This window comes from Brachyspira murdochii DSM 12563 (assembly GCF_000092845.1).
Taxonomy (GTDB): domain Bacteria; phylum Spirochaetota; class Brachyspiria; order Brachyspirales; family Brachyspiraceae; genus Brachyspira; species Brachyspira murdochii.
Map to the genome: position 1 here is coordinate 2,265,321 of NC_014150.1, position 23,111 is coordinate 2,288,431.

At 26.7% G+C, this 23,111-nt stretch carries 22 protein-coding genes, 1 other RNA gene and 1 pseudogene; 10 read left to right on the forward strand and 14 right to left on the reverse strand.

Features of this window, described 5'->3' with window-relative positions; translation table 11 throughout:
• Nucleotides 1–2: 2 nt before the first annotated feature.
• The gene (locus BMUR_RS09990; protein ID WP_013114439.1) at nt 3–1,397 is read right to left on the reverse strand and encodes a DNA polymerase III subunit delta'; all 1,395 of its coding nucleotides are present in this window, start codon (nt 1,395–1,397) and stop codon (nt 3–5) included.
• A 186-nt stretch (nt 1,398–1,583) separates the two neighbouring features.
• On the opposite strand from BMUR_RS09990, the gene BMUR_RS09995 reads away from it, so the two are divergent.
• The gene (locus tag BMUR_RS09995) at nt 1,584–5,102 is read left to right on the forward strand and encodes a hypothetical protein (RefSeq protein ID WP_013114440.1); all 3,519 of its coding nucleotides are present in this window, start codon (nt 1,584–1,586) and stop codon (nt 5,100–5,102) included.
• A gap of 24 nt (nt 5,103–5,126) precedes the next feature.
• Complete coding sequence (locus BMUR_RS10000; RefSeq protein ID WP_013114441.1) at nt 5,127–5,825, forward strand: ribonuclease HII; 699 nt, start codon at nt 5,127–5,129, stop codon at nt 5,823–5,825.
• 125 nt (nt 5,826–5,950) lie between these two features.
• Here BMUR_RS10000 and BMUR_RS15015 read toward each other — a convergent pair whose 3' ends face one another.
• From BMUR_RS15015 to BMUR_RS10035, 8 genes are all read right to left on the reverse strand, one after another.
• Nucleotides 5,951–6,286 (reverse strand): leucine-rich repeat protein, encoded by a 336-nt coding sequence (locus tag BMUR_RS15015; protein WP_013114442.1) that lies wholly within the window; start codon nt 6,284–6,286, stop codon nt 5,951–5,953.
• 153 nt (nt 6,287–6,439) lie between these two features.
• The gene (locus BMUR_RS15020) at nt 6,440–6,610 is read right to left on the reverse strand and encodes a hypothetical protein (protein ID WP_013114443.1); all 171 of its coding nucleotides are present in this window, start codon (nt 6,608–6,610) and stop codon (nt 6,440–6,442) included.
• A 22-nt stretch (nt 6,611–6,632) separates the two neighbouring features.
• Nucleotides 6,633–7,718 carry a leucine-rich repeat domain-containing protein gene (locus BMUR_RS10010; RefSeq protein ID WP_013114444.1) on the reverse strand — a complete coding sequence of 362 codons (1,086 nt, stop codon included), beginning with the start codon at nt 7,716–7,718 and terminating at the stop codon, nt 6,633–6,635.
• A gap of 127 nt (nt 7,719–7,845) precedes the next feature.
• Nucleotides 7,846–8,493, reverse strand: a complete 648-nt coding sequence (locus BMUR_RS10015) for an outer membrane protein (RefSeq protein ID WP_013114445.1) — start codon at nt 8,491–8,493, stop codon at nt 7,846–7,848.
• 10 nt (nt 8,494–8,503) lie between these two features.
• Nucleotides 8,504–9,169: an outer membrane protein gene (locus BMUR_RS10020; protein WP_013114446.1), complete on the reverse strand. Its 666-nt coding sequence runs from the start codon at nt 9,167–9,169 to the stop codon at nt 8,504–8,506.
• A gap of 20 nt (nt 9,170–9,189) precedes the next feature.
• Nucleotides 9,190–9,918 carry an outer membrane beta-barrel protein gene (locus tag BMUR_RS10025; RefSeq protein ID WP_041750116.1) on the reverse strand — a complete coding sequence of 243 codons (729 nt, stop codon included), beginning with the start codon at nt 9,916–9,918 and terminating at the stop codon, nt 9,190–9,192.
• 19 nt (nt 9,919–9,937) lie between these two features.
• Nucleotides 9,938–10,897: a hypothetical protein gene (locus tag BMUR_RS10030; protein ID WP_013114448.1), complete on the reverse strand. Its 960-nt coding sequence runs from the start codon at nt 10,895–10,897 to the stop codon at nt 9,938–9,940.
• Nucleotides 10,898–10,915: 18 nt separating this feature from the next.
• A complete protein-coding gene (locus tag BMUR_RS10035) occupies nt 10,916–11,437 on the reverse strand; it encodes a hypothetical protein (protein ID WP_013114449.1) in 522 nt (173 codons plus the stop codon).
• Nucleotides 11,438–11,710: 273 nt separating this feature from the next.
• Between BMUR_RS10035 and BMUR_RS10040 the strand changes: the two genes are divergently transcribed.
• The 7 genes and pseudogenes from BMUR_RS10040 to BMUR_RS10070 all read left to right on the forward strand — a co-directional run bounded on the left by BMUR_RS10040 (nt 11,711) and on the right by BMUR_RS10070 (nt 18,208).
• On the forward strand, nt 11,711–12,130 hold the full coding sequence (locus BMUR_RS10040; protein ID WP_013114450.1) for an HIRAN domain-containing protein: 420 nt from the start codon (nt 11,711–11,713) through the stop codon (nt 12,128–12,130).
• Nucleotides 12,131–12,168: 38 nt separating this feature from the next.
• On the forward strand, nt 12,169–13,185 hold the full coding sequence (gene holA / locus BMUR_RS10045) for a DNA polymerase III subunit delta (RefSeq protein WP_041750117.1): 1,017 nt from the start codon (nt 12,169–12,171) through the stop codon (nt 13,183–13,185).
• A gap of 106 nt (nt 13,186–13,291) precedes the next feature.
• Nucleotides 13,292–14,240 (forward strand): annotated as a pseudogene (locus BMUR_RS15250) (Rpn family recombination-promoting nuclease/putative transposase).
• Nucleotides 14,241–14,686: 446 nt separating this feature from the next.
• Nucleotides 14,687–15,361, forward strand: a complete 675-nt coding sequence (locus BMUR_RS10055; RefSeq protein WP_013114452.1) for a late competence development ComFB family protein — start codon at nt 14,687–14,689, stop codon at nt 15,359–15,361.
• Nucleotides 15,362–15,430: 69 nt separating this feature from the next.
• Entirely contained in the window at nt 15,431–15,982 is a 552-nt protein-coding gene (locus BMUR_RS10060; protein ID WP_013114453.1) for a hypothetical protein, read from the forward strand.
• Between the two features lie 123 nt (nt 15,983–16,105).
• Nucleotides 16,106–16,492 carry a Fur family transcriptional regulator gene (locus BMUR_RS10065; RefSeq protein ID WP_013114454.1) on the forward strand — a complete coding sequence of 129 codons (387 nt, stop codon included), beginning with the start codon at nt 16,106–16,108 and terminating at the stop codon, nt 16,490–16,492.
• Nucleotides 16,493–16,621: 129 nt separating this feature from the next.
• Entirely contained in the window at nt 16,622–18,208 is a 1,587-nt protein-coding gene (locus tag BMUR_RS10070) for a glycoside hydrolase family 57 protein (RefSeq protein WP_013114455.1), read from the forward strand.
• A gap of 105 nt (nt 18,209–18,313) precedes the next feature.
• On the opposite strand, the gene BMUR_RS10075 is transcribed toward BMUR_RS10070, so the two are convergent.
• The 4 genes from BMUR_RS10075 to BMUR_RS10085 form a co-directional block, all read right to left on the reverse strand.
• Nucleotides 18,314–18,835: a hypothetical protein gene (locus BMUR_RS10075; protein WP_013114456.1), complete on the reverse strand. Its 522-nt coding sequence runs from the start codon at nt 18,833–18,835 to the stop codon at nt 18,314–18,316.
• A gap of 23 nt (nt 18,836–18,858) precedes the next feature.
• Nucleotides 18,859–19,211: a transfer-messenger RNA gene (ssrA, locus tag BMUR_RS14495) on the reverse strand.
• A gap of 326 nt (nt 19,212–19,537) precedes the next feature.
• Entirely contained in the window at nt 19,538–21,346 is a 1,809-nt protein-coding gene (locus BMUR_RS10080) for a LysM peptidoglycan-binding domain-containing protein (protein ID WP_013114457.1), read from the reverse strand.
• A gap of 26 nt (nt 21,347–21,372) precedes the next feature.
• Nucleotides 21,373–21,633 carry an acylphosphatase gene (locus BMUR_RS10085; RefSeq protein ID WP_232473656.1) on the reverse strand — a complete coding sequence of 87 codons (261 nt, stop codon included), beginning with the start codon at nt 21,631–21,633 and terminating at the stop codon, nt 21,373–21,375.
• Between the two features lie 103 nt (nt 21,634–21,736).
• On the opposite strand from BMUR_RS10085, the gene BMUR_RS10090 reads away from it, so the two are divergent.
• Nucleotides 21,737–22,336, forward strand: a complete 600-nt coding sequence (locus BMUR_RS10090; RefSeq protein WP_013114459.1) for a class I SAM-dependent methyltransferase — start codon at nt 21,737–21,739, stop codon at nt 22,334–22,336.
• On the opposite strand, the gene BMUR_RS10095 is transcribed toward BMUR_RS10090, so the two are convergent.
• On the reverse strand, nt 22,327–22,995 hold the full coding sequence (locus BMUR_RS10095) for a phosphatase PAP2 family protein (RefSeq protein WP_013114460.1): 669 nt from the start codon (nt 22,993–22,995) through the stop codon (nt 22,327–22,329). The genes BMUR_RS10090 and BMUR_RS10095 overlap by 10 nt on opposite strands.
• Between the last annotated feature and the right edge of the window lie 116 nt (nt 22,996–23,111).

Genomic DNA, 23,111 nt, shown 5'->3' on the forward strand with positions numbered 1-23,111 from the left:
TCCTATATGTTTTTATTATAATTGTGTAACCAAGTGTAAATACTGCTTAAACTTTTATAGAGCAGCATTTTAGGTTGAGTATTTGTATTAGTTAGAGTATTGACTGCAGAATCCAATTCATCAATAGTCCATACAATACTTTCATCTGAAACAGAGCTTGGAAATATATAATTTCTATCTTCTATTTCAAGATATTTATCTTCTAAGGATTTTTTCAGAATGTTAATCATTTCTCTAAAGGCATCAGCTATCTCATAATCGCCGTCGCTTAGAAGAGTTGTAAGGGAGGCTATTTGAGAAGGATTGTTATTTAGAGAAGCGTCCATAAAAGATAACAATACTTTGTATATATTATCGCTTGTATTTGATTTTTTGTCAAGTACATATTTTATAGCCTTAGCTACACTTCCGTAAGAATTTTCCAGTGCGAGGACTGTTTTTTCCTCATTGAGCCTCAATCTCTTCATTAATATAGATCTTAAAGTATTTTCTGATAAAGAAGAAAATTTTAATTCCATCATACGGGATCTGAGAGGTTTCATACCGTCCTGAACCAGTTTATTAGCATCAGAAGTTATTAGAATAAATATATTATTGTCTGAAGGCTCTTCTAATGTGCGTAAAAATATATTCGGAGCCCTCTTATCCATTAGTTCTATACCTTCTATGATAACAATTCTTTTACTTGATATTCTCGGCTTTCTGTAAGTTATCTCTATAATATTTCTTACTGTATCAAGAGGTATTACAGTATGAATGATGTTATAATATATTTTTTTTAAAGCGTCAAAAAAATCGCCTTCTATTGATAATTTTTTCTTTCCGCCTTTATTTTTAGCTATATTCAAGGCTTCTTTTGATTTATTTCTAAATATTGAATCTATAAAATCGGCGTTATCGGCATTTAGTTCGTTTAATGTGTAATTTACAGCTAAATAATAAGGTTCTATTAAGGCATATCTTGAACTTTCTTTTTTACTTCCAAGCATATATTCTTTTGGTTCGCTTGACGGGTAATTATCGTAACTATCAAAAAGCATAGTTTCTACTTTATAAAGTATAGACCTGCAGGCTGAGTAAAAATTATTAAATAAATGAGGCAGTTTATATTCCAAATACTGATTAAAATATATTTCAGCATTTCTAAATCTTTCATCTGTAGCTGCTACTATAACGTCTGGATGTTTATATTGATCTATCATTTTGCAGGATTTACATTCATCGCAATATGTTCCGTTTCCTCTCTCGCATAGTATAGCCTTAGCATAATTCAAAGCACTTTCAAATTTGCCAACCCCCTCATCTCCGTAGAAAAGATAAGCATGATGAAGTCTTCCGCTTTTATATATTCCAGCCATTATTTTTAAAGGCGTTGTTTGTCCAAGTACTTTAGCCAATATTAAAACCTCTGATTATATTATTAAATTTATAATATATATAAATCATAAATAAAATTATATCAACAATATTTTTTTGTTCAAAATAAATTATAAGACTTACAATGACGATATTTTATTATAGTGTTTAATTTTTTTATTTTTTAGTATATTATAACTATAATAATTAAGAACAAGGAATTTTTAATGGCTTCAAATAATGACATGATAAATGATAATTTAAATTTAGAAAGCGGAGATAAATCTTTAAATGAAATATCTGAAAATTTAAAAGAAAAAGAAAGCATTTTAAAACTTCAAGATGAACTATTAGAAAATATTGAAGAAAAGATAGATAAAAACAATTCTGTATATAACAGTATAATGCTAGAACAGAATCTAAAGACTTTTAAAGAAATATCATCTTTAAGAAAAAATCAGAAGGATTTAGAAGATTCTCTTTCTGATAACATAAATGAAGCTATTAAAGAAAATAACAATAAGTATGATGAATTGATTAATAATTTAGGAAACAAATTAGAAAAGCAGCAAGAGTCTAATAAAAGCAAATTAGAAGATTTATCTAATCAAATAGAGAACACTAAAGAGGAACAATCAAAATACTTTGAAGAAGAAAAAGAAAATATTTCTAAGTTAAGAGAAGAGTTAGAAGAAAGCATTACAGAGAAAATCGAAAAAAATAATACAAATAATAATAATGTAATGTTAGAGCAGAACTTAAAAACTTTTAAAGAATTTTCAAGCTTAAGAAAAATACAAAAAGAATTAGAAAGTTCTATCAAAGAAAATAATAGTAAGTATGATGAATTAATTAATAATTTAGGCAGTAAATTTGATAATGGTATAGAAGAAGCTAAAAAAGAATTAGATAGCTTGAGTTCTAAACTAGAAGAGCAAAAAGAATATAGTAATAATAAATTAGAAGATTTAACTAAAGAAATAGAAAACACTAAAGAGGAACAATCAAAATACTTTGAAGAAGAAAAAGAAAATATTTCTAAGTTAAGAGAAGAGTTAGAAGAAAGCATTACAGAGAAAATCGAAAAAAATAATACAAATAATAATAATGTAATGTTAGAGCAGAACTTAAAAACTTTCAAAGAAATCTCTAGTTTAAGAAAAAGCCAAAAAGATTTAGAAGACATTATTAATAGCAGCTTAACAGAAAATAATAGTAAGTATGATGAATTAATCAATAATTTAGACAGTAAATTTGAAAGTTATGCAGAAGAAACTAAAAAAGAATTAGATAATTTAAGTTCTAAGCTATGGCAGGAAAAAGAATATAATAAAAATAAGTTAGAAGATTTAACTAAAGAAATAGAAAGTAGTAAAGAAGAACAATCAAAATACTTTGGAGAAGAAAAAGAAAATATCTCTAAATTAAGAGAAGAGTTAGAAGAAAGTATTACAGAGAAAATCGAAAAAAATAATACAAACAATAATAGTGTAATGCTGGAACAGAACTTAAAAACTTTCAAAGAGATATCATCTTTAAGAAAAAGTCATGAAGATTTGGAAAGTTCTATCAAAGAAAATAACAATAAATATGATGAATTAATTAATAATTTAGGAAATAAGCTAGAAGAAGAAAAAGAGTATAATAAAAATAAATTAGAAGATTTAACTAAAGAAATAGAAAACACTAAAGAGGAACAGACAAAATACTTTGAAGAAGAGAAAGAAAATATTTCTAAGTTGAGAGAAGAATTAGAGGAAAGCATTACAGAGAAAATAGAGAAAAATAATACAAACAATAATACTGTAATGCTGGAACAGAACTTAAAAACTTTCAAAGAGATATCTAGTTTAAGAAAAAGCCAAAAAGATTTAGAAGACATTATTAATAGCAGCTTAACAGAAAATAACAGTAAATATGATGAATTAATTAATAATTTAGGAAATAAACTAGAAGAAGAAAAAGAGTATAATAAAAATAAGTTAGAAGATTTAACTAAAGAAATAGAAAACACTAAAGAGGAACAATCAAAATACTTTGAAGAAGAGAAAGAAAATATTTCTAAGTTAAGAGAAGAATTAGAAGAAAGCATTACAGAGAAGATAGATACTAATAATGCCAATTATAATAATGTAATGCTGGAACAGAACTTAAAAACTTTCAAAGAGATATCTAGTTTAAGAAAAAATTATAAAGATTTGGAAAGTTCTATCAAAGAAAATAACAGTAAATATGATGAATTAATTAATAATTTAGGAAATAAACTAGAAGAGCAAAAAGAATATAATAAAAATAAGTTAGAAGATTTAACTAAAGAAATAGAAAACACTAAAGAGGAACAATCAAAATACTTTGAAGAAGAGAAAGAAAATATTTCTAAGTTGAGAGAAGAATTAGAGGAAAGCATTACAGAGAAAATAGAGAAAAATAATACAAACAATAATACTGTAATGCTGGAACAGAACTTAAAAACTTTCAAAGAAATCTCTAGTTTAAGAAAAAATTATAAAGATTTGGAAAGTTCTATCAAAGAAAATAACAGTAAATATGATGAATTAATTAATAATTTAGGAAATAAGCTAGAAGAAGAAAAAGAGTATAATAAAAATAAATTAGAAGATTTATCTAATCAAATAGAAAACACTAAAGAGGAACAGACAAAATACTTTGAAGAAGAGAAAGAAAATATTTCTAAGTTAAGAGAAGAATTAGAAGAAAGCATTACAGAGAAGATAGATACTAATAATGCCAATTATAATACTGTAATGCTGGAACAGAACTTAAAAACTTTCAAAGAAATCTCTAGTTTAAGAAAAAACCAAAAAGATTTAGAAGACATTATTAATAGCAGCTTAACAGAAAATAATAGTAAGTATGATGAATTAATTAATAATTTAGGAAATAAACTAGAAGAGCAAAAAGAATATAGTAATAATAAATTAGAAGATTTATCTAATCAAATAGAAAGTAGTAAAGAAGAACAATCAAAATACTTTGAAGAAGAGAAAGAAAATATTTCTAAATTAAAAGAAGAGTTAGAAGAAAGCATTACAGAGAAAATAGAGAAAAATAATGCCAATTATAATACTGTAATGCTGGAACAGAACTTAAAAACTTTTAAAGAAATATCCTCTTTAAGGAAAGGACATAAAGATATTGAAGAAGAAATGCATCAAACTTATGAGAATATAAATAATAAAATTAATACTCATATAGAAGACCAGAATACCAAATATGATGCATTTATCAAAACTATCAATGATATTTTAGAAAAAAATAATATAAAATACGAAGAGCTTGCGGATGATTTGAATAATAGGTTTAATCTTAGTATTGATGAGCAGAAAAAATATTTTAATAGAGAAAATCAAGATACAGACAGCAGATATGAAGCATTCATTAAAAATATTAATGAAATATTAGAAAATAATTATTTAAAATATGAAGAGCTTGCAAATACTGTAAATGCAAAATTAGAATCTAATAAAGCACAAGATTATAGCAAAGGACTAAACAGAGTAAATTATAATAATAATCAAAATGAAAAGCTAGTTAATTATATAGAAAATAGACTTAATGAAGAGAGTTCTAAAAATGATAAAAGAATTAAAAAAATAGAAGATAATCAGTCGAAGAATAATAAAGAAATTAAAGAAGTAAATAAAAAAATAGGTAATGTTGCTATAGTATCTGTTTCTTTATTTGTTGTTATCATAATAGTATTTTTGGCTTATCAACTATTATAATATTTTTAGGAGGGATTAATTTTTATGGACATGTTTGACTCTAAATATAATTCCTCTATTATAGATAAATTTGCCTATGAAAAGGAATATTTATCATTAGGTTATAAATATATATGCGGTATAGATGAAGTAGGGCGGGGCTGTTTATTCGGACCTGTTACGGTTGCTGCTGTTATAATGCCTTTGGAGCTTAATAATGATGTTGAAGTAGCAAGAGAAAATATAGTAGAAGAGGCTGATGACTCTAAAAAAATATCTGCTAAAAAAAGAGAAGAGCTTTATGATAAAATTATTAGTAAAGCATTATGCTATAGTGTATATTCAGTTGATGCTAAAACTATAGATGAGATTAATATTTATAATGCTACAAAACTTGCTATGGTTAATGCCGTTAGAAACTTAAATATAAAGCCTGATATACTTCTTATAGATGCTGTAAAACTCGATATTGATATAAAGCAATGCTCTATAACCAAAGGTGATTTTAAATCATATAGTATAGGCTGTGCGAGTATAGTTGCTAAGGTAGAAAGAGACAGAATGATGAATGAACTTCCAGAAGTTTATCAGAAATATAAAGTTGCTAAAAATAAAGGCTACGGTACTAAAGAGCATATGAAAGCTATTGAGATGTACGGAGCTAGTGATATGCATAGATATTCATTTGAACCTATAAAATCAAATTTCTCAAGTAAAAAAGATGAAGATAATCTTATTTTATAATAATTATTTATTAAAAATTATTAAGCTTGTTGCTTTTTTATTTTTGTCTTTAATGAAGTCATTTTATTCGGCATAATAAAAAAGGTATAGTTGTAAAACGAGTATATAATTAATAAAAAAAATTCTTAATAGGTTATAGAATTTCCATAATGTATTGAAGTCCAAGAAACACCTAAAAAATTATCCCATCTATTATCATTTGGATTAGATGCGGCATTAGGAAGGTATAAATCTGTAGGAGAAACTGAAGTAAAAGGAGAAGCTGTCAGAGCATTTGGAGAAGTTCCTAAATACTCAATATTTTTAAGAGAAGTGCAGTTTTCAAAACTATTATCATTAATCTTTATTATACTGCTAGGTATTTTAACATTAACTAAAGATGTACAGTCTTTAAAAAAGCCTGCGGTTATTTGCTGAATTGGAGGAAGCAGTACTGTAGTTAATGCTGAAATTCCCTCCAATGTAAAAGTGTAAGAAGTTTCAAAAGATGAACCTGATAAATCTAATATTATATTATTTTCATTTTGAAGAGCTTTTTTTATATTATCAAAGATTAATGAGTTATTATCAATATGTCCTGTAATTATTATATATTTTTCCCTGTTTCATTTTTATTATTTTCCAAAAACAGATTTTATTTCCTCTTCAGTAGAATCAGCTCCAACGCTGTGTAAATTTACGCTTACTGCATCATTATTTAAATTACATATGCAGTATGGAGAAATCAATTTATAATTGCATGAAGATACTACTATAGAGATAAATATTATTATTAGTTTCTTCACCTATTTTTCCTGTTATATTTTTTTATCTAGGCATGCTTTTACCATAATTTATTGTTTTCCCATTCCAATCATAGCTTAAGAAATTATTCCAGCTATTATCTTGCGTATCATTTGCCACATTAGGAAGATATAAACTCTCTAAAGGAGCAGCTCCTGCTCCTACTAGTTTGTATTCAGAAAACACTGTTGCATCAGATTTAACAACTGAAGGAGTAGTTCCCAAATATTCTATTTGTTTCAAAGAAGTACAGCCTGAAAAAGCATATTGACCTATTGACTGTATAGATATAGGAAAACTAATTTTTTCTAGTGATGAACAGTTATAAAAAGCCATAGCAAGAATTTTTGTTATTTTTTCATTTAAAGTTACTTTTTTTAAAGCTTTACATTCTGCAAATGCATAAGTAGCAACACCCTGCAAATATGTAGGAAAACTAATTTCTTCTAATGAAGAGCATGAACTGAATGCATTACCTTGTATAGCTAATATTGATTGTGATAAAACAACATCTTTCAAACTTGAACAATTATAAAAAGAATTAGCATTTATTTGAATCATTTTTGTCTTACTTAAGTCTGCTTTTTCTAATTTTATACATAATTGGAATGCTGATTTTTCTATTGACGTTAAAGAAGAAGGGAAGTTTATTGTTTTCAAACTTGAACAGTCATAAAATGCACTCTCTCCAATTGAGATTACAGTTTCAGGTAATTTAACGCCGGACAAATTTTTATTATTCTTAAAAGCATTAGCGGCTATGTTTGTTATTGTAGTTTGACTTAAATCAAGATAAACCCCGTCTTTAGTATATTTATCTTTTTTTATAATATTGTTTATTTTTGATATGGCATCGTTTTCATCAATATTTTCTTCTGTATCTTCTAAAAAGATAGAATAATATCCGTATTCATTAAAATATTCCATCATTTTATTTTCTATGTTTTCTTCAGTTTCATTAGCTTTAACAGAATAATTTCTTATAATATTTTCAGGAACATTTTCAGGGGATGATTGATATATTTGATTGTTTGAAGGCAATGTAGGGTTATTACTGCATGATAGTACAAATAGTGATATCATTAATAAATATTTTATATATTTAAACATAAGTATTATACTCCTAATTAAATTATCGCCATCTATTCTACAATAGTAAAATAAAAAAACAATACATTATAAAAAAAATTTTATTTAAATATTAATTTTTTTTAATATTTAAAAATAGTATAATACTTTATAATTTAGGTACTTTAAATCTTAATCCTAATAATACTTCATGATAACTGTCAGCTTTTGTATCTATTAAATATCTGTACCCCAAATCTATTGACATATATGGAAGTACATTAAAAGCAAATCCTCCGCTGAAGCCAAAAACCAATGTACTTACGGCATTTCTAAATTTAGTTTCGGTGTTTTGTGATTCTGCACAAAGGCAGTCTTTTATTCTTCCTCCAATGGATAGGCCTAAATAAATTGTAAAAGGAGGGTATTTATTGAGAAGTGTTTGTTTATAGCTTTCATCTGTTAATTTTTCTTTTATGAGAAAGAAGTTAATGTCAAAATATACAGAACCTAAAAGTGTATGAAGGCTGATACTGTCAGACATACTTATTATTTTTCTTCCCAAATACTCAAATTCAAATCTTACAGGAGATGACTTATTAATAGTAGGTATGCTGTATCCTAATGAAAAACCTCCTCCAAAATAATTAAGATATCCTTTTCCTCCATCATCTTTAGTATAAAAATAACTTCCGTCATGTGAAAATACAAATTTAGGAGCTATATATAATCCTTCAGGTATAATTGCAAATAGCTTATTAGGATTACAATATATAAACATAAATAAAAATGCTGCTATTATATAATATCTTTTCATCTAAGTTCTCCTAAAAATTAAATCTTACAGAAACTGCAGCATCATGCCCAAATTTATTTTCTAAATTAAGAATCAGTCTGTATCCTAAATCTATACTTACTACAGGTGTTATATGGAAAGCTAAACCTCCGCCAACTCCGTAAATAAATTGAAAATTATTATAATATGTGCTGTTTTTGAAAATACCGTTATATTCATAACTAGTTTTTATAATGCATGTATTTAATGCTCCTCCCAATAAAAAACCAAGATAAACTGACATTACAGGTCTTTTACCTTTATGCATTATACTTCTTACAGAATCCTTATTATCATAATTAATATACAAAAAATTGATATCATAGTATGCTGCTGCTAAAAATGTATGAACTTGCATGGATTGTACATTATTAAGATAAGCATTATTAGGAGTAGGGTTTCTATATAAATATTCAAATTCTATTCTTAATGTACTATATTTATTAAGCACATCAAAATTATATCCGATTGATATACCGCCTCCTGCATACATATTTTGAGTATTTTTTTTATCTCCTTCTTTTTGTATTCCGGAATCTCCAATATTAAATATAAATTTAGGGGCTAAATAGAGTCCTATATCCATAGCTGTAAGCATATTACCAAAACAAGCTGTAATTAAACAAGCAAGCAAAAGTTTTTTTATTATAAACTTCATAAAATAATATCCTCTTTAATTTAAAACAATACTCCAATAGCAAATCTCGGCAAAGGCACAATTCTCAATAAATGATTGTAAGAATACCCAATGTCGAGTATTGATATATCAAAGAACGGACGCAAACCGCTGTTTATACCGAAACTTCTTGATAAATCTATCCTAAAGCCAATTTCACCTGAAATATAAAAATCATATATATATGTGTTTCTGTTTGTATAAGCAGAACTTTCTTTTATATATTCTTTATTATGAGTAATAAAGAGAGTTCCTCCAAGTTTTGGCATTAAGAAAAAACCTGAGGCTCTTTCTTCTTTATTAAAATAGAATCTGGCACCTATTGAAAGCCCTATACCATAAACATCGCCATTGTATGTGATTTTTGAATTATCATAATATGTTTTCATAGCATAAAATCCTGCATCAATATTCAAATCTATTTTATTATCTATTCTGTATGTATATGTAAGATCAAGTCCGAAATTTCCCTGAAGCTTTAAATTATTAGGGTTGTTACTTGGAAAGATTATATTTACCGCTGAAGGAGCTATTAACATATAAAAAATAGTAGAGCCGAAATTTACGCCTATAGAATGTCTGTGCGAAATTAAAGCATTTGTCTGAGTATCATATTTTATGTTTTTATCTACTGTATAATTTGATATGTTTGTATCACCTGATGTATTTTGAGCAAAAGATATGCTAGTAAGTATAAAAAGTAATAGAGCAGTTAATTGTTTTTTCATCATCATATTATTATACCCCTAACTAAAATCTCAAACTAAAACCTATTCTAGGAAAAAATGATATCTTTATAGCCGATACATAATTTACCCATCTTGGAAAAGATTCCCAAGTAGGTATTGTAGAGCTAATATCAACTAATCCGCTTCCGAAAAATCCAATTCCTTCTCTTATATCACCGTATAGGCCGGGTATTCCAGACCTTACATAGTATCCTATTTCAAGTATTGATATATCTATATATGGTTTTACAGGCCATTCTCTAGTAGGGAATAATTCTATAGTCCAGCCTAATTCATAAGAAAAATACATAGTTGTGTCTATAGTATGACGTTTTGTTTTTACTCCGGTAATACCATTTTCAGTTTCAACATCATACATAAATGTCTCTAATCCAAATCTGAATGTATTTACAACCTGTCTGTTCTTTCCGCCAAAAAATTTTATTCCTATTGTAGCAGGGAAATATATTAAAGATGCTTTTAAGTATGTATCAGAGCCTATTAGAGTATCAAGATTTCCGCTTATAAGATTTCCGATATCTCCATTCTGATCGTTGTTAGGAAGAAAAGAATTTGCTAATTCGCCTACTTTATCTCTAGGTATACCAAGCTGAAATGACATAGCCTGTACACCAAAGCCTATTTCTATACCTATACGCGGGTGAAGAAGTAATGTATATGATATATTAGGAACATACCAAAAGTTTCCTTTAGCTTCTATAGCATTCAAATATTGATCTATTGAGCCTAAATCTATACCTGCTAATCCTGTAAAGGTCTGATAATTATTAAATACTGTATTTAAAAGAGAAGGAAACATACCGGCATATCCGGGACTTAAGTTTATACTTATAATCTGTCGGCCTTTAATCCAGCTATAAGTATTTGTATCTGATTGTGTAGATAAAGCTATTCCATTTGCATATAGATTAATAATAAATACATTAAATAATACTATAGCAGATATAAGGATTTTTTTCATACAGTATAACCTTGAAAATTATTTTTTTGGACCTATAGTATTAGGATTTCCAAAATTACTTGAATTCAATCCGGCAAATAAATCCTTTAATTTCTGAGCTTCCTCTTCTGTAACTCCTGAAGTCTGTACTATCTGATCTACATTTACTTTACTTGGATCTCCGCCGCTATTAACAATTTCTTTCATAACACCCGTAACATTTTCTTCGCCTACTACATTCATAACTTCATCAATTGATTCTTTTGCTTTTTCATCCATTTCTACAGTGTATAAATTATCCCCGCCGGGAACTGTTACTATATATCCTTTATCACCGCCTTGATAAACTCCTCCAAGTCCTAATATAGTATCTGTAAATGTATATTCAGTATTGTTTATTGTTAATTTATTTCCGTTTACTGATACACCTTCCCAAGTATCATTTTTCATTTTATTTAAAAAGAATTCCGGACCGGGTTCCGTTATTGTTAAAGTTGTTTTCTTGCATGAGAATGCTGAAAGTAAAATAAAAGTTATTATAATATATTTTGAAAAATTCATTTACGTTCTCCTAAAAATAAAAAATATACTGTTATTTAATTATATAATTTTTATTCATAAAAACAACTAAAATAAAAATAACATTTATATAAACTCGGATATAGTAATAATAAAATTTAATTTACATGTTATAAAATCATATATTATTTTATAATGTATTAAATATACAGCTTTATTTTTATAAAATTGTATTATTTTCTATCTTGACAGAAAATTTGAATTGAAGTAAAATTTATAATGTGCATTAAGATTTTAAGGTAAATTTCTCGTTTTATGAATAAAAGTACAAAACATACCACCTATATAATTAATCATGAAGAAAGCTTCAAAAGAATTATTATAAATAGAAATTATAAAACTAAAAGATATTATATAGATTTTTTTGTGGCAGGATATAAATATAATGACGGGAAAGATTTAATATATTCGCTTTTAAAAAATGAGCCTATTAATTTAGTTCATGAAATAGCAAATCCATATGACAGGTTTGCAATAGCTATTTATGATAAGGATTTTGTAAGACTTGGATATGTTCCCAGTGTTATATCACCTTTAATATCATATAAACTTGAAGATAAGAGAAATAGGGTATATGCAATAATAAAAAATGTAAAATTAGATGCAGCTGATGAATGTAAAATAGAGATTAGAGTTTTTATAGATATAGATAAAAAAAAGAAAAGAGCTGTTTGATTTGCATATTAATCAATATATGATATTATATGTCTGTTATGAATAAAGTTTCAGTAAAAACCGAATTAGACTTTCAAAAAATAAAAGATAATTACATAAAAGAGCCTTTTAAATACTGTATTTATGTATTAACAGGTAAAGAAAGGCTTTTTAAAAAGGCATTTGCAGCTGCTTTGCATTCATCTATGTTTCCAGATGAGGGCGACAGCGAGATGAATTACAGTGTATTTTATGATAAAAATGATGCTGTAGGGTTTGCTCCTTTAGAGGTTGCTGATACTCCGCCTTTTGGCTCTAAACTTCGCCTTATTATAATCTATAAATACAATAATTTTCAGGAGGATTTTTTAGAATATTGTTTAAATCCTTCCAAAACTGCTGTAGTTGTATTGGAAACAGAAAGTTCATTAGAAGAAGACCCTATATATAAATATTTTTCTAAAAAACAGGGTTCGCATAATATTAATTTTATAGACTTTCCTCTTCCAGATGAGAAGGATTTTAGAGGATTAATAAATGCTTATATAAATAAACAGGGTAAAAAGATATCTTCAGATGCTGTTGAATATTTAATTAACAATATAAACTTAGATTATGATTCTCTTTATTCAGAGCTTGCCAAAATATGCAGCTACAATGATAAAGAATATCTGAACGTAGAAGATATAATGGATTTTACATATGTATCTAAAAACAGGAATATATTTGATTTTTTGGATGCGGTTTTTGAGAGAAACAGAAGAAAAACTTTCAGCATAATGCATAGATTGGATCAGGAGGCTTCAAGCTCTCTTACTCTTATGATGAATAATTTTTTAGCTATATACTACATGAAAATATTTCCTCCTCAGACTACATTAAATGAAATAAGCAAATTAACAAAGATTCCAGAGTTTATACTGAAAAAAAAGAAAACTTCATTAAAACTTTTTTCCTTGGAAGAGGTTGATGAAATAATATCTAAAATATCGTATTTAAATACATTGAGCGTTACAACACCAGCAAATATTTTTAAAGCATATTTTGAGTTATTTTTATTTACTATAACTAAATAATTAATAAATTTGTATATATATATGCCTAAACAAATACAGTTTGTCAAAAAGTAAATTTAAAAAAATCATTTTTGACAAATTATTATTGTTTGGTCATAATGTATTTATGAAAAATAAATTAATGACAAAACAAATAAAATATTTCAATCCTTTGAATGATTATTTTATAAGATATCTATTTACTTATAAAGGAAGCAGTGAAACTATACTTTTAGACTTTATAAATTCTATAATGATTAATGCCAATATGAAGACTTTTCGTTCTGTAGAAATATTAAACTCATTTTAACTTGAAAAAAAATAAAAATTTAAAAGAAACTATAGCACCGAAGGCGGACAGATGTCGCAGACGCCTTGACGTCAAATGTATTACTCAAAATGGTTCTGTTGTTATTATAGAAATTTAGCTTCAAGGCAATTCAAGATTTTCAGAACGAATACTTTATTATTGGGCAGCTAATTACAGTAAATTATTAAAGCATGGCGAAAGATACGATGAACTTACTCCTGTAATAAGTATTAATTTACTCAATTTCAATTTAGATAAAACTAAAAATATACATTCATGTTATATGCTTTATGAAATGAATAATAAAAAACTTTTAACAGATTATCACAAATACATATAATAAGATTAAATAATTTATTGTATTATGAAGAGTATTCAACCGCACCTATAATAAAACGTTCCATAAATATTTATAATTACGGTGCGGGTTGGTGCCGCGAAGCGTACAGGTTGTAACAGCTCGTAGGGAGGTGTCTATGTCTGAAATAGTAAAAGAAAAACCCATAATGGAAGAAGTACAGAAAAAATATAATAATTTTGTAAAAAGCAGATTAATGATGATGGAATATAAAAAAAAGAGGCATATTTATACGGCAATCGAATAATGCTTGATGAGGAAGGAAGATTGGGAAAATAAGAAGGTATAAAATAAGGTATAGAACAAGAAAAATATTCATTAGCCAAAAATATGAAAAAAGAAAATATAGATATTAATGTTATAAGTAAAATAACAGGTTTGAGTATAGAAAAAATAGAAAAATTATAATAAAAATATATGACTAAAATAACAAAATGTAATAATATATTTGTTTGCAAGTTTTTATTTTAAAACAATAATATATAATTGTTTTTGATATTCATAGACTAATACTATAAACTCATAGTTAAATTTTCTATATTGTATAAAGAATAGTAGTATTGAGTAAGCATTCATATTAGTGCTTTGCGTACTTCATAATGTAAAAGCCTGATATAAATTTAAAAATAATATATTTTTAATCACTATAAATATTTATCAAATAGCTTTTAAAGAAATCTAAAGAGTTTTATATATTAATTTATCATAATTTTATACTTTATATTTATATTTGTTATTAATTTAAGAAAATCATTATTTTAATAAGTCAAAAAAATTATACTGTAATTATAAATTTGTTTTGACAAATAACAGTTTGTTTTGTATAATATTATTAGCTTTGGAGGGCAGTTTTTATGTATTTAGTAAATCTTATGGAACAAAAAGTTTCAAAATTAGCAGATTCATATTTGAAAGAAAAAAATATTCCTGTTAATACAAATATGCGTATGGATATTATAGCATATACTTTAAATAGAGTTCAGCCTCAGTATGTTACAAGTGCTAGGGGAGTGCTTCACAGCTATAATAGAGATCCTATTCAAAGCAATACAGAAATACTAAGCATTATAGCAGATGCATGTGATATAGTGAGCAGAAGAAAAGAAAATACATTACTTGAGTCAGTTCCTTCTATTGATGAAAGCGGATATTATTTAACTTATCCTAGTATAATGGGTAATATTACAGCTTCCAGTAATTTTGAAAAAATAGAAAATGCTTTAGTTTATATATTTTGCGAAGGAAAGATACTTCAGGGGTATGGGGTTAATTTTCCTAATCCTGCTATAGTATCAAGCAATGTACCCGGAAAGTTTATGTTTTGTTTTATGCCTAAAAAAGTTGATTCTAATGAAGAAGTAGAAGTTAATTTAGATATTGTTATAGAGTCTGAAAAGTTTATGCAGTATGAAAGTGTTTTATCATTTAAGATAAAACCATCGTATTATAATGCAGGCGATATGCCTTTATTTTCTATAGAAGAGGTTAATGACATTCTTTTAATAGAAAATCATAATATACCTAGTTAAATAATATCTATTTTAAATAATGATTGGTTATTATTTTTTAATATAATCTTTTTTATTTAAGAGAAGTTGATGAAAGTAATTAGATTTATTGTGTTTGCCTGCTTTTTGGTTATTTTTATAGTAATAGCAAATTTAATTCATAAAAATATAAACTCTTATGAAGCGGTAACTATAACAAGCCCTTTTACATATTCTAATATAATAACTTATGGAAATAATGATATTAAGGCTTTGGCATCGCTTTCTTTTAAGGATTCGCTTGATAGTTTATCTGAGATGTTTGATATTGACAGAGATTTTATAGCTAATAATATTTTAAGAAAGATTATTAAAATAAGGGAAAATGAAGCAGAGCTTGTAGTTTTTACAGATAATAATTCTATATGTCAAATAACAATTAATAGCTCTAGCAATGTTGATGTCTTTCTTGAAAATGTTTTAAGCAGTTTGTCTTCCAACAATATACAGCCTGATAAATATTTATTAGATGATACTGACGGCAATATATTATCTGAAGTTTATACACATAAGTCTGATAATTATAAAATTATTATAACAAAAACTTATTTTAAGGATTATGACAATCTAACTATAGATTATGTTAATTTAAATATGAATTAATATTTTTTAATAGTGAAAATATTATATTTTTTTCTTGACAAAAAATTTACTTAATTATATATTTAGATTACTAAATAAGATTTATTATTAATTATTTTTTTATATCATAAGGAAATTATCATTATGAATAATACAAGAAACACTATACAAAAGCAAGTTATTTTAAATGCTGTAAGAGAATTGAAAAATCATCCAACTTCAGAAGAAGTTTATAATTATATTAAACCTAATTTTCCATCTATAAGTTTAGGTACTGTATATAGAAATTTAAATTTATTATCAGAAACTAAAGAAATACAAAAACTTTCGGTTATAGATGATGCAGTTCGTTTTGACCATATTACAAATGAACACTATCATTTTCAATGCAGCAAATGCAAAAAGTTATTTGATATACCTATGGAATATCAAAAAAAGCTGGACGAATTAGTTTCAAAAGAATATGACGTAGAAGTATTGAAACATGATATAGTATTTACTGGAATATGTAAAGAATGTAAAAATTCTTAATATTTTATGTATTTTAAAATAATTGATAATGTTTATTTTTTATTGATAAAACTATATTTAAAGTCTTGATTTTAATATTTATATTTTATATACTAATTATATATAATATTTTTAATTGAAGGAATAATTATGTCAAAAGGCTATTTAGCTTTAGTGCTTCATGCTCACCTACCTTATGTGAGACACCCTGAACATGAAAATTTTTTGGAGGAAGAGTGGCTATATGAGGCCATTACAGAAACCTATATACCTTTATTAGATGCTTATGATAGAATGGTTAATGATGGTATAAACTTTAAAATAACTATGAGCGTAACTCCTCCTCTTATGAATATGTTAGCTAATGAGTTGCTTCAAAATAGATATGTTAATTATATAGAGAAATTGATTAAGCTTTCAGAATTAGAGTGTGAAAGGACTTCATTAGACCCGAATTTTCATCATACTGCTGAGTTTTACAGAGAAAAGTTTAAAAAGATAAGAGATATTTTTGTTTATAAATACAATAAAAATATATTAAACGGTTTCAGATACTTTTTAGAAAGAGGAAATTTAGAGATAATTACTTGCGGTGCAACACATGGATTTTTTCCATTTATGCAGGAATATCCCAAAGCAATAGAAGCCCAATTAAAAATGGCTGTAAAAACCCATGAAAAGCATATGGGTAGAAAGCCTACTGGAATATGGCTTGGAGAATGCGGATTCTTTCCGGGACTTGAAAAACATCTTGCAAACAATGGACTTAAATATTTCTTTGTTGATACGCATGGTATAATGTATGCTGATAAAGTTCCGAAATACGGAGTTTATGCTCCTTTATACTGTTCAAGAGAGAGCAGAGTAGCTGCTTTTGGAAGAGATATAGAAAGTTCAAGAAGTGTGTGGAGTGCAGAAGTAGGCTATCCGGGTGATTTCAGATACAGAGAATTTTATAGAGATATTGGTTATGATTTGCCTTTTGAATATATTAAAGATTTTATACAAAGCAATGGTCTTAGAAAAAATACAGGTATAAAATACTATAGAATTACAGGTAAAGACTGTCCTAAAGAGCCTTATAACCCAGAGTGGGCTATGGAGGCTGCAGGTGATCATGCAGGCAACTTCATGTTTAACAGAGAAAAACAAATTGAATATTTAGCCTCTGTAATGGACCGTCCTCCTATAGTTGTATCTCCTTATGATGCTGAACTTTTCGGGCATTGGTGGTATGAAGGACCTATGTTTATAGAGTTTTTAATGAGAAAGATACATTATGATCAGAACACAATAGAAACTATAACTCCTAAAGAATATTTGGAAAGACATCCTGTAAATCAAATATCAATGCCTTCTATGTCAAGTTGGGGAGCTAACGGATATGGTGAGGTTTGGCTTAATGGAAGCAATGGCTGGATATACAGACATTTGCATAAAGCAGCTGAACGTATGATAGAATTAGCTCATGATTACTATAATGAAACCGGGCTTTATGAAAGAGCATTGAATCAGGCAGCAAGAGAATTATTGCTTGCTCAAAGCAGCGACTGGGCTTTCATTATGCATACAGGTACTATGGTTGATTATGCTGTTAATATAACAAAACTCTATATTAGAAGATTTACTGATCTCTACTATGCTATTAAAAACAGAGATTTAAACGAAGAATGGCTTAGAAAGATAGAGTGGCGTGATGATATATTCCCAGAGATGGATTTCAGAATATACAGTTAAAAATAATTTAATAGAAAAAATGAAAGAGCATGTATATTTAGTATGCATGCTCTTTTTTTATTTTATATAAACTGAATTAAAAAGTAATATTAAACTATTTTATAATTAATTTTTTATTTTTTGAATGTACCACTCTGTATCGCCTAGATTTTCCTCTAATGCTTCTCTTAAACCTTTTAAGTTAAAATATCCCAATAATTCATCATTGCTGTATAACTCTACCTCTAATGAATCAAGCAGTATATTTATTAGATTATTAGCCCTAATTCCATCATCTGTATTTATACCTATTCCAATATATGTTGATTCATTATCTTCAATAACATCTTTATCAGAAATTGAATATGTAATATAATTATTTGATTTTTTCTTTATACGTAAATATAATTCATTTTCAGATATTATTTTATCACTATATAATAAAACAACAGCAATTTGATGATTATCATATGCTGATAACCAATTATCAGCTATTGAAGTATCTAATACTGATTCATATTTGTTATCAAAATTCATTATAAACATTAGATCATTATCAATATTAATCTCCCATTTAGCAAATAATGGAATAGAAAATACGCTTATAAATAAAAAAATAAGTAGATTAAATTTTATTATTTTTTTCATAAAGGACAACTTACTTATAAAAAATATGGAGATGGCGGGACTCGAACCCGCGTCCTACGAAGCGTACCATATTCGTCTACATAGCATATCTTATCTTTAAGAGTTTCGCTTTATAGGTAGAAGACAAGCAGAAAAACTATAAAACTAGTAAGAGTATACGTAATATCAGGCTCTTACAGCACCTAATACAAGTTCTATGTGTTTTGACACCGAGAAAACAACCCATAGACAAATTGCTTAATCAGCGGCAGCTTCAATTAAGCTGCAAGTGCGTATTCGTCTGCACTTATTGTTTAGTATGATATTAATGTGCGTACACCTAGCACAGCTATGCAAAATACGTTCCAACCATCGCAGTCGAAGCCGGAGCATCCCCTTTCAAAGAACTGTGTTTATAGTGTATCATTTATAATAAAAATGTCAATATTACATATATTTATAATACATATTTTAAAATATATTTTCTTAAGTTTATTATTTTTAATTACATAAATTGATTATTGTTTATGATTCAGGCTTTATAATATTAATGACAGTTATTTAGCTTTTTTCAGGCATATTAGCGGTCAGACTTTATTATAAAATAAATTTTTAGCTTTATATTTATTTTATAGTCTCAAATAAATATAAGAATTATTTTGTATATAAAATCTTTTACCCAAATAATAAATATGTATTTAATATTAATAATTTCTGCTAATACTATCCTCTAGGAAGCAGTTTTGTAGGATCTATTGCTACTCCCTGATATGATATTTTAAAATAAAGTTCACTTCTATCTATCATACCAGTATTACCTATATCGCCTATGTATTCGCCTTTACTTACAATATCTCCAAGTTTAACATTAACTTTTGATAAATGAGCGTATGAAGTATTATATCCGTTTTTGTGCTTCAATATAATAACAGTTCCAAATCCGCGTACATTATCAGCATATTCAACTATTCCGTCATCAGAAGCTACAACTTTATCTCCTACATCTCCCAATATATTAATGCCTCTGTTTGCAAGTTTATCTGAAGTTACTCCATATCCGGAAACTATTATACCTTTATAAGGCCATATAAAAGAACTTTCAGGTAATATACTGTCATCATTAAATGAGTATGATATCATTTTTGTAGTCTGTACTTTTATGCTGGCTCCTATATAAAGTTTATATTCATTAGCATTTTTTATATTATTAAGCTGCATAAGACTTCTCAAATCCATTTTATGACTTTTTGCTATAGAATATAAAGTGTCTCCGCTTTTTACTTTATAGATAGATGTAACTAATGCAGATGTTTTTGGAGAATTGGCATATACTTTTAATGTGTCGCCTATTTTTAATATATATTTGTCATTTAGATTATTTAAAGAATATAGTTCTACCAGATCCATTCCTCTGACCAATGCTATTTCGCTTAAAGTATCTCCGCTTTTTACTTTATAATTTTCTAATGTTCTGTACTGTGAAGGCTTTGATGATGTATTTATATTAACATTATCATATAATTTTAGAGTATCACCTACTTTAAGAACATAATTATTTTTTAATCCGTTTAATGCAAGTAAATCATTTAATGACATAGAATTTTTTGCTGCTATTTCTCCTAAAGTATCTCCGTATTTTACTTTATATGTTTTTATAGTTTTGCTTTGTGAATTTGAAGAACCTTTAGAGTATATTTTTAGTTTTTCTCCGGTTCTTAATTTATATTTAAGAGGATCGTCAATATTATTAATTTTTAAGAATTCATTAACACTTATATCATTTTGAAAAGCTATACCGTATAGAGTATCTCCGCTTTTTACAGTATAATATTCTACTTCTTTTTGTATATTAGAATTATTATTATTTTCTTTTTCAGCTCTTTCTGATTTTGCTACATACATAGTTTTTCCCACATAGAGCTTATATTTATTGGGATCGTCAATATTATTAATTTTTAAAAATTCACTTGCCGTCATACCATGAGCGAATGCTATGCCGTATAAAGTATCTCCGCTTTTTACTTTGTATGTATCATAATTTTTTTCTGAAACATTATCTTCAGAAGGGGATAAATTAGAAGTGTTTGAAGTATTATTTGCTACTTTTAGGATCTCTCCGATTTTTAAATTGTATTTGTTAGGATCTTTAATATTATTAATAGCTAAAAACTCATTTGCAGTCATTCCATGAGAGAACGCTATGCCGTATAAAGAATCCCCATTTTTTACTTTATAGTCTTTATATGATTTATTTTCTTCTCCTTTCAAACCATATACTTTATTTTCAGAATCATATACTAAACTGTATCCAGCATCTTTTACTTTTAGAGTTTCACCTACTTTTAATTTGTATTCATTAGGATCTTTGATATTATTTAATTTGAAAAACTCACTAGCACTCATGTTATGAGCAAATGCTATACCGTAGAGAGTGTCTCCATTTTTTACTTTATAATCTATAAAATCAGCCCCAAAGCTAATACTAAAGAATGTGCATCCTATAACAGATGCATATTTAAAAACATTTTTCATAATTATTTTAGTTCAAGTAAAGGTTATTAATTTGCTATCTCAAAAACTTCATCTATAAGCGGGTCAGATGGAGTAATAGTAACAGTATATTCTTTTACACTTGACATTTGAGGACCTATCTTTATTTTTTCCACAAACTCGTCAATATCCTTTTTAGTGTCTAAATATCCCACTACTTCAACGGAACCGTCATAATTGTTCCACACTTTTCCGCTGACTTTCATCTCATCAGCTATTTGTTTTGCATAGTATCTGAAACCTACGCCTTGAACTCTTCCTTTTAACATAATATCTACTTTAAACATACTACGATTATCGGAAAAGTATTTTAGTTAATTTATACTGTACATAAAAATTGACAATTTATACAAACAATATAAAATTATAACAATGATTGATATAGAAATAAAAAATATAATACTTAAATTTATAACTAATGAAAAACTTTTCTCTCCCAAAAAAATAGATATAGGCACATTATCTATGCTTGAAGAAATTGATTTTAGTTTAGAAAGCAGAGTTCTGGACTTGGGCTGCGGATATGGAATAGTAGGGATACTTGCTGCAAAAATTATTGGAGAAGATAAAGTTGTAATGTGCGATATAGATGATAATGCTGTAAATACATCGAAAGAAAATGCCTTATTAAACGGATTAAAAAATATAAGTATTATAAAAAGCGACGGGCTTAAAAATATAAATTATAAAGATTTTTCTCTAATACTTTCAAATCCTCCATATCACAGCGATTTTTCTACAGCAAAACATTTTATAGAAGAAGGTTTTTATAAATTAATATTAAATGGTAGATTTGTTATGGTTACTAAAAGGCTTGATTGGTATAAAAACAAATTAACCTCCGTTTTTGGCGGAGTAAAGATAACAGAAAAAAATGGATACTATATATTTATAGCAGAAAAGCGAAATAATATACCCTCAAATAAAATAAAAAAGAGATTAAAGAAAGCAAGTAAAAATAATCATAAATGACCGAATATAGGAAGCCCAGTTATATGAAAGAATGCTAAATTTGACAAAAAACCTATTACGGTGCCGAATATTATACCGCATACCACATCAAGAGGATAATGAAGTCCAACATATACTCTGCTGAATGCTATTAAAGAAGCTATTGGATAAAATAATAATGCTGAATATGCACTATAGCTTCCCATACAAAAAGATATTGCAAAAGCTACCATAGTATGCCCTGAAGGAAATGAATGTTTATCCGGAGGATACATTATAGGTACTTTATCATGCTTTTTATAAGGACGCATTCTGCTGAAAAAACTCTTTATATACAAAAATAAAAATATGCATAAAAATACTGCTGCTACCGCCCTTGAAAAATATAAAGCTGCATATCTTATTCTAAACATGTAAAATAGAAGATAAATCAAAACCCATATATATCCGTCTCCCATTCTGCTCATAAACTTCATAAATGTTTTTACAGGACCTTTCCTATTATCTTTAAAAATTTTTAAAAACAGTTTATCATCTATTTTAGACATAAATTTTATTAAAGGGAGGCTATTTATATAATTAATTCTTTTTTGTTTTCTTCTTTTTTTGAGAATTTTTTTTATTTTTTTATTTCTTCTTTTTTTTATTCTTTTAGATTCGCTATTTTTTTCTTTATCCATAAAAGAAGTCCAACTTTTAGATATTGTAATAAAATATCATAAAATACAAATAAATCAACTATTTATAAATTCTTTATATTATCAAAAATATATTTGTATTATATTTTTTTATATAC

Coding starts and splice junctions, on each gene's coding strand:
- BMUR_RS09995 (WP_013114440.1), top strand. CDS start 1,584: ATGGCTTCAAATAATGACATGATAAATGATAATTTAAATTTAGAAAGC.
- BMUR_RS10000 (WP_013114441.1), top strand. CDS start 5,127: ATGGACATGTTTGACTCTAAATATAATTCCTCTATTATAGATAAATTT.
- BMUR_RS10010 (WP_013114444.1), bottom strand. CDS start 7,718: ATGTTTAAATATATAAAATATTTATTAATGATATCACTATTTGTACTA.
- BMUR_RS10015 (WP_013114445.1), bottom strand. CDS start 8,493: ATGAAAAGATATTATATAATAGCAGCATTTTTATTTATGTTTATATAT.
- BMUR_RS10020 (WP_013114446.1), bottom strand. CDS start 9,169: ATGAAGTTTATAATAAAAAAACTTTTGCTTGCTTGTTTAATTACAGCT.
- BMUR_RS10025 (WP_041750116.1), bottom strand. CDS start 9,918: ATGATGAAAAAACAATTAACTGCTCTATTACTTTTTATACTTACTAGC.
- BMUR_RS10030 (WP_013114448.1), bottom strand. CDS start 10,897: ATGAAAAAAATCCTTATATCTGCTATAGTATTATTTAATGTATTTATT.
- BMUR_RS10035 (WP_013114449.1), bottom strand. CDS start 11,437: ATGAATTTTTCAAAATATATTATAATAACTTTTATTTTACTTTCAGCA.
- BMUR_RS10040 (WP_013114450.1), top strand. CDS start 11,711: ATGAATAAAAGTACAAAACATACCACCTATATAATTAATCATGAAGAA.
- holA (WP_041750117.1), top strand. CDS start 12,169: ATGAATAAAGTTTCAGTAAAAACCGAATTAGACTTTCAAAAAATAAAA.
- BMUR_RS10055 (WP_013114452.1), top strand. CDS start 14,687: ATGTATTTAGTAAATCTTATGGAACAAAAAGTTTCAAAATTAGCAGAT.
- BMUR_RS10060 (WP_013114453.1), top strand. CDS start 15,431: ATGAAAGTAATTAGATTTATTGTGTTTGCCTGCTTTTTGGTTATTTTT.
- BMUR_RS10065 (WP_013114454.1), top strand. CDS start 16,106: ATGAATAATACAAGAAACACTATACAAAAGCAAGTTATTTTAAATGCT.
- BMUR_RS10070 (WP_013114455.1), top strand. CDS start 16,622: ATGTCAAAAGGCTATTTAGCTTTAGTGCTTCATGCTCACCTACCTTAT.
- BMUR_RS10075 (WP_013114456.1), bottom strand. CDS start 18,835: ATGAAAAAAATAATAAAATTTAATCTACTTATTTTTTTATTTATAAGC.
- BMUR_RS10080 (WP_013114457.1), bottom strand. CDS start 21,346: ATGAAAAATGTTTTTAAATATGCATCTGTTATAGGATGCACATTCTTT.
- BMUR_RS10085 (WP_232473656.1), bottom strand. CDS start 21,633: ATGTTAAAAGGAAGAGTTCAAGGCGTAGGTTTCAGATACTATGCAAAA.
- BMUR_RS10090 (WP_013114459.1), top strand. CDS start 21,737: ATGATTGATATAGAAATAAAAAATATAATACTTAAATTTATAACTAAT.
- BMUR_RS10095 (WP_013114460.1), bottom strand. CDS start 22,995: ATGGATAAAGAAAAAAATAGCGAATCTAAAAGAATAAAAAAAAGAAGA.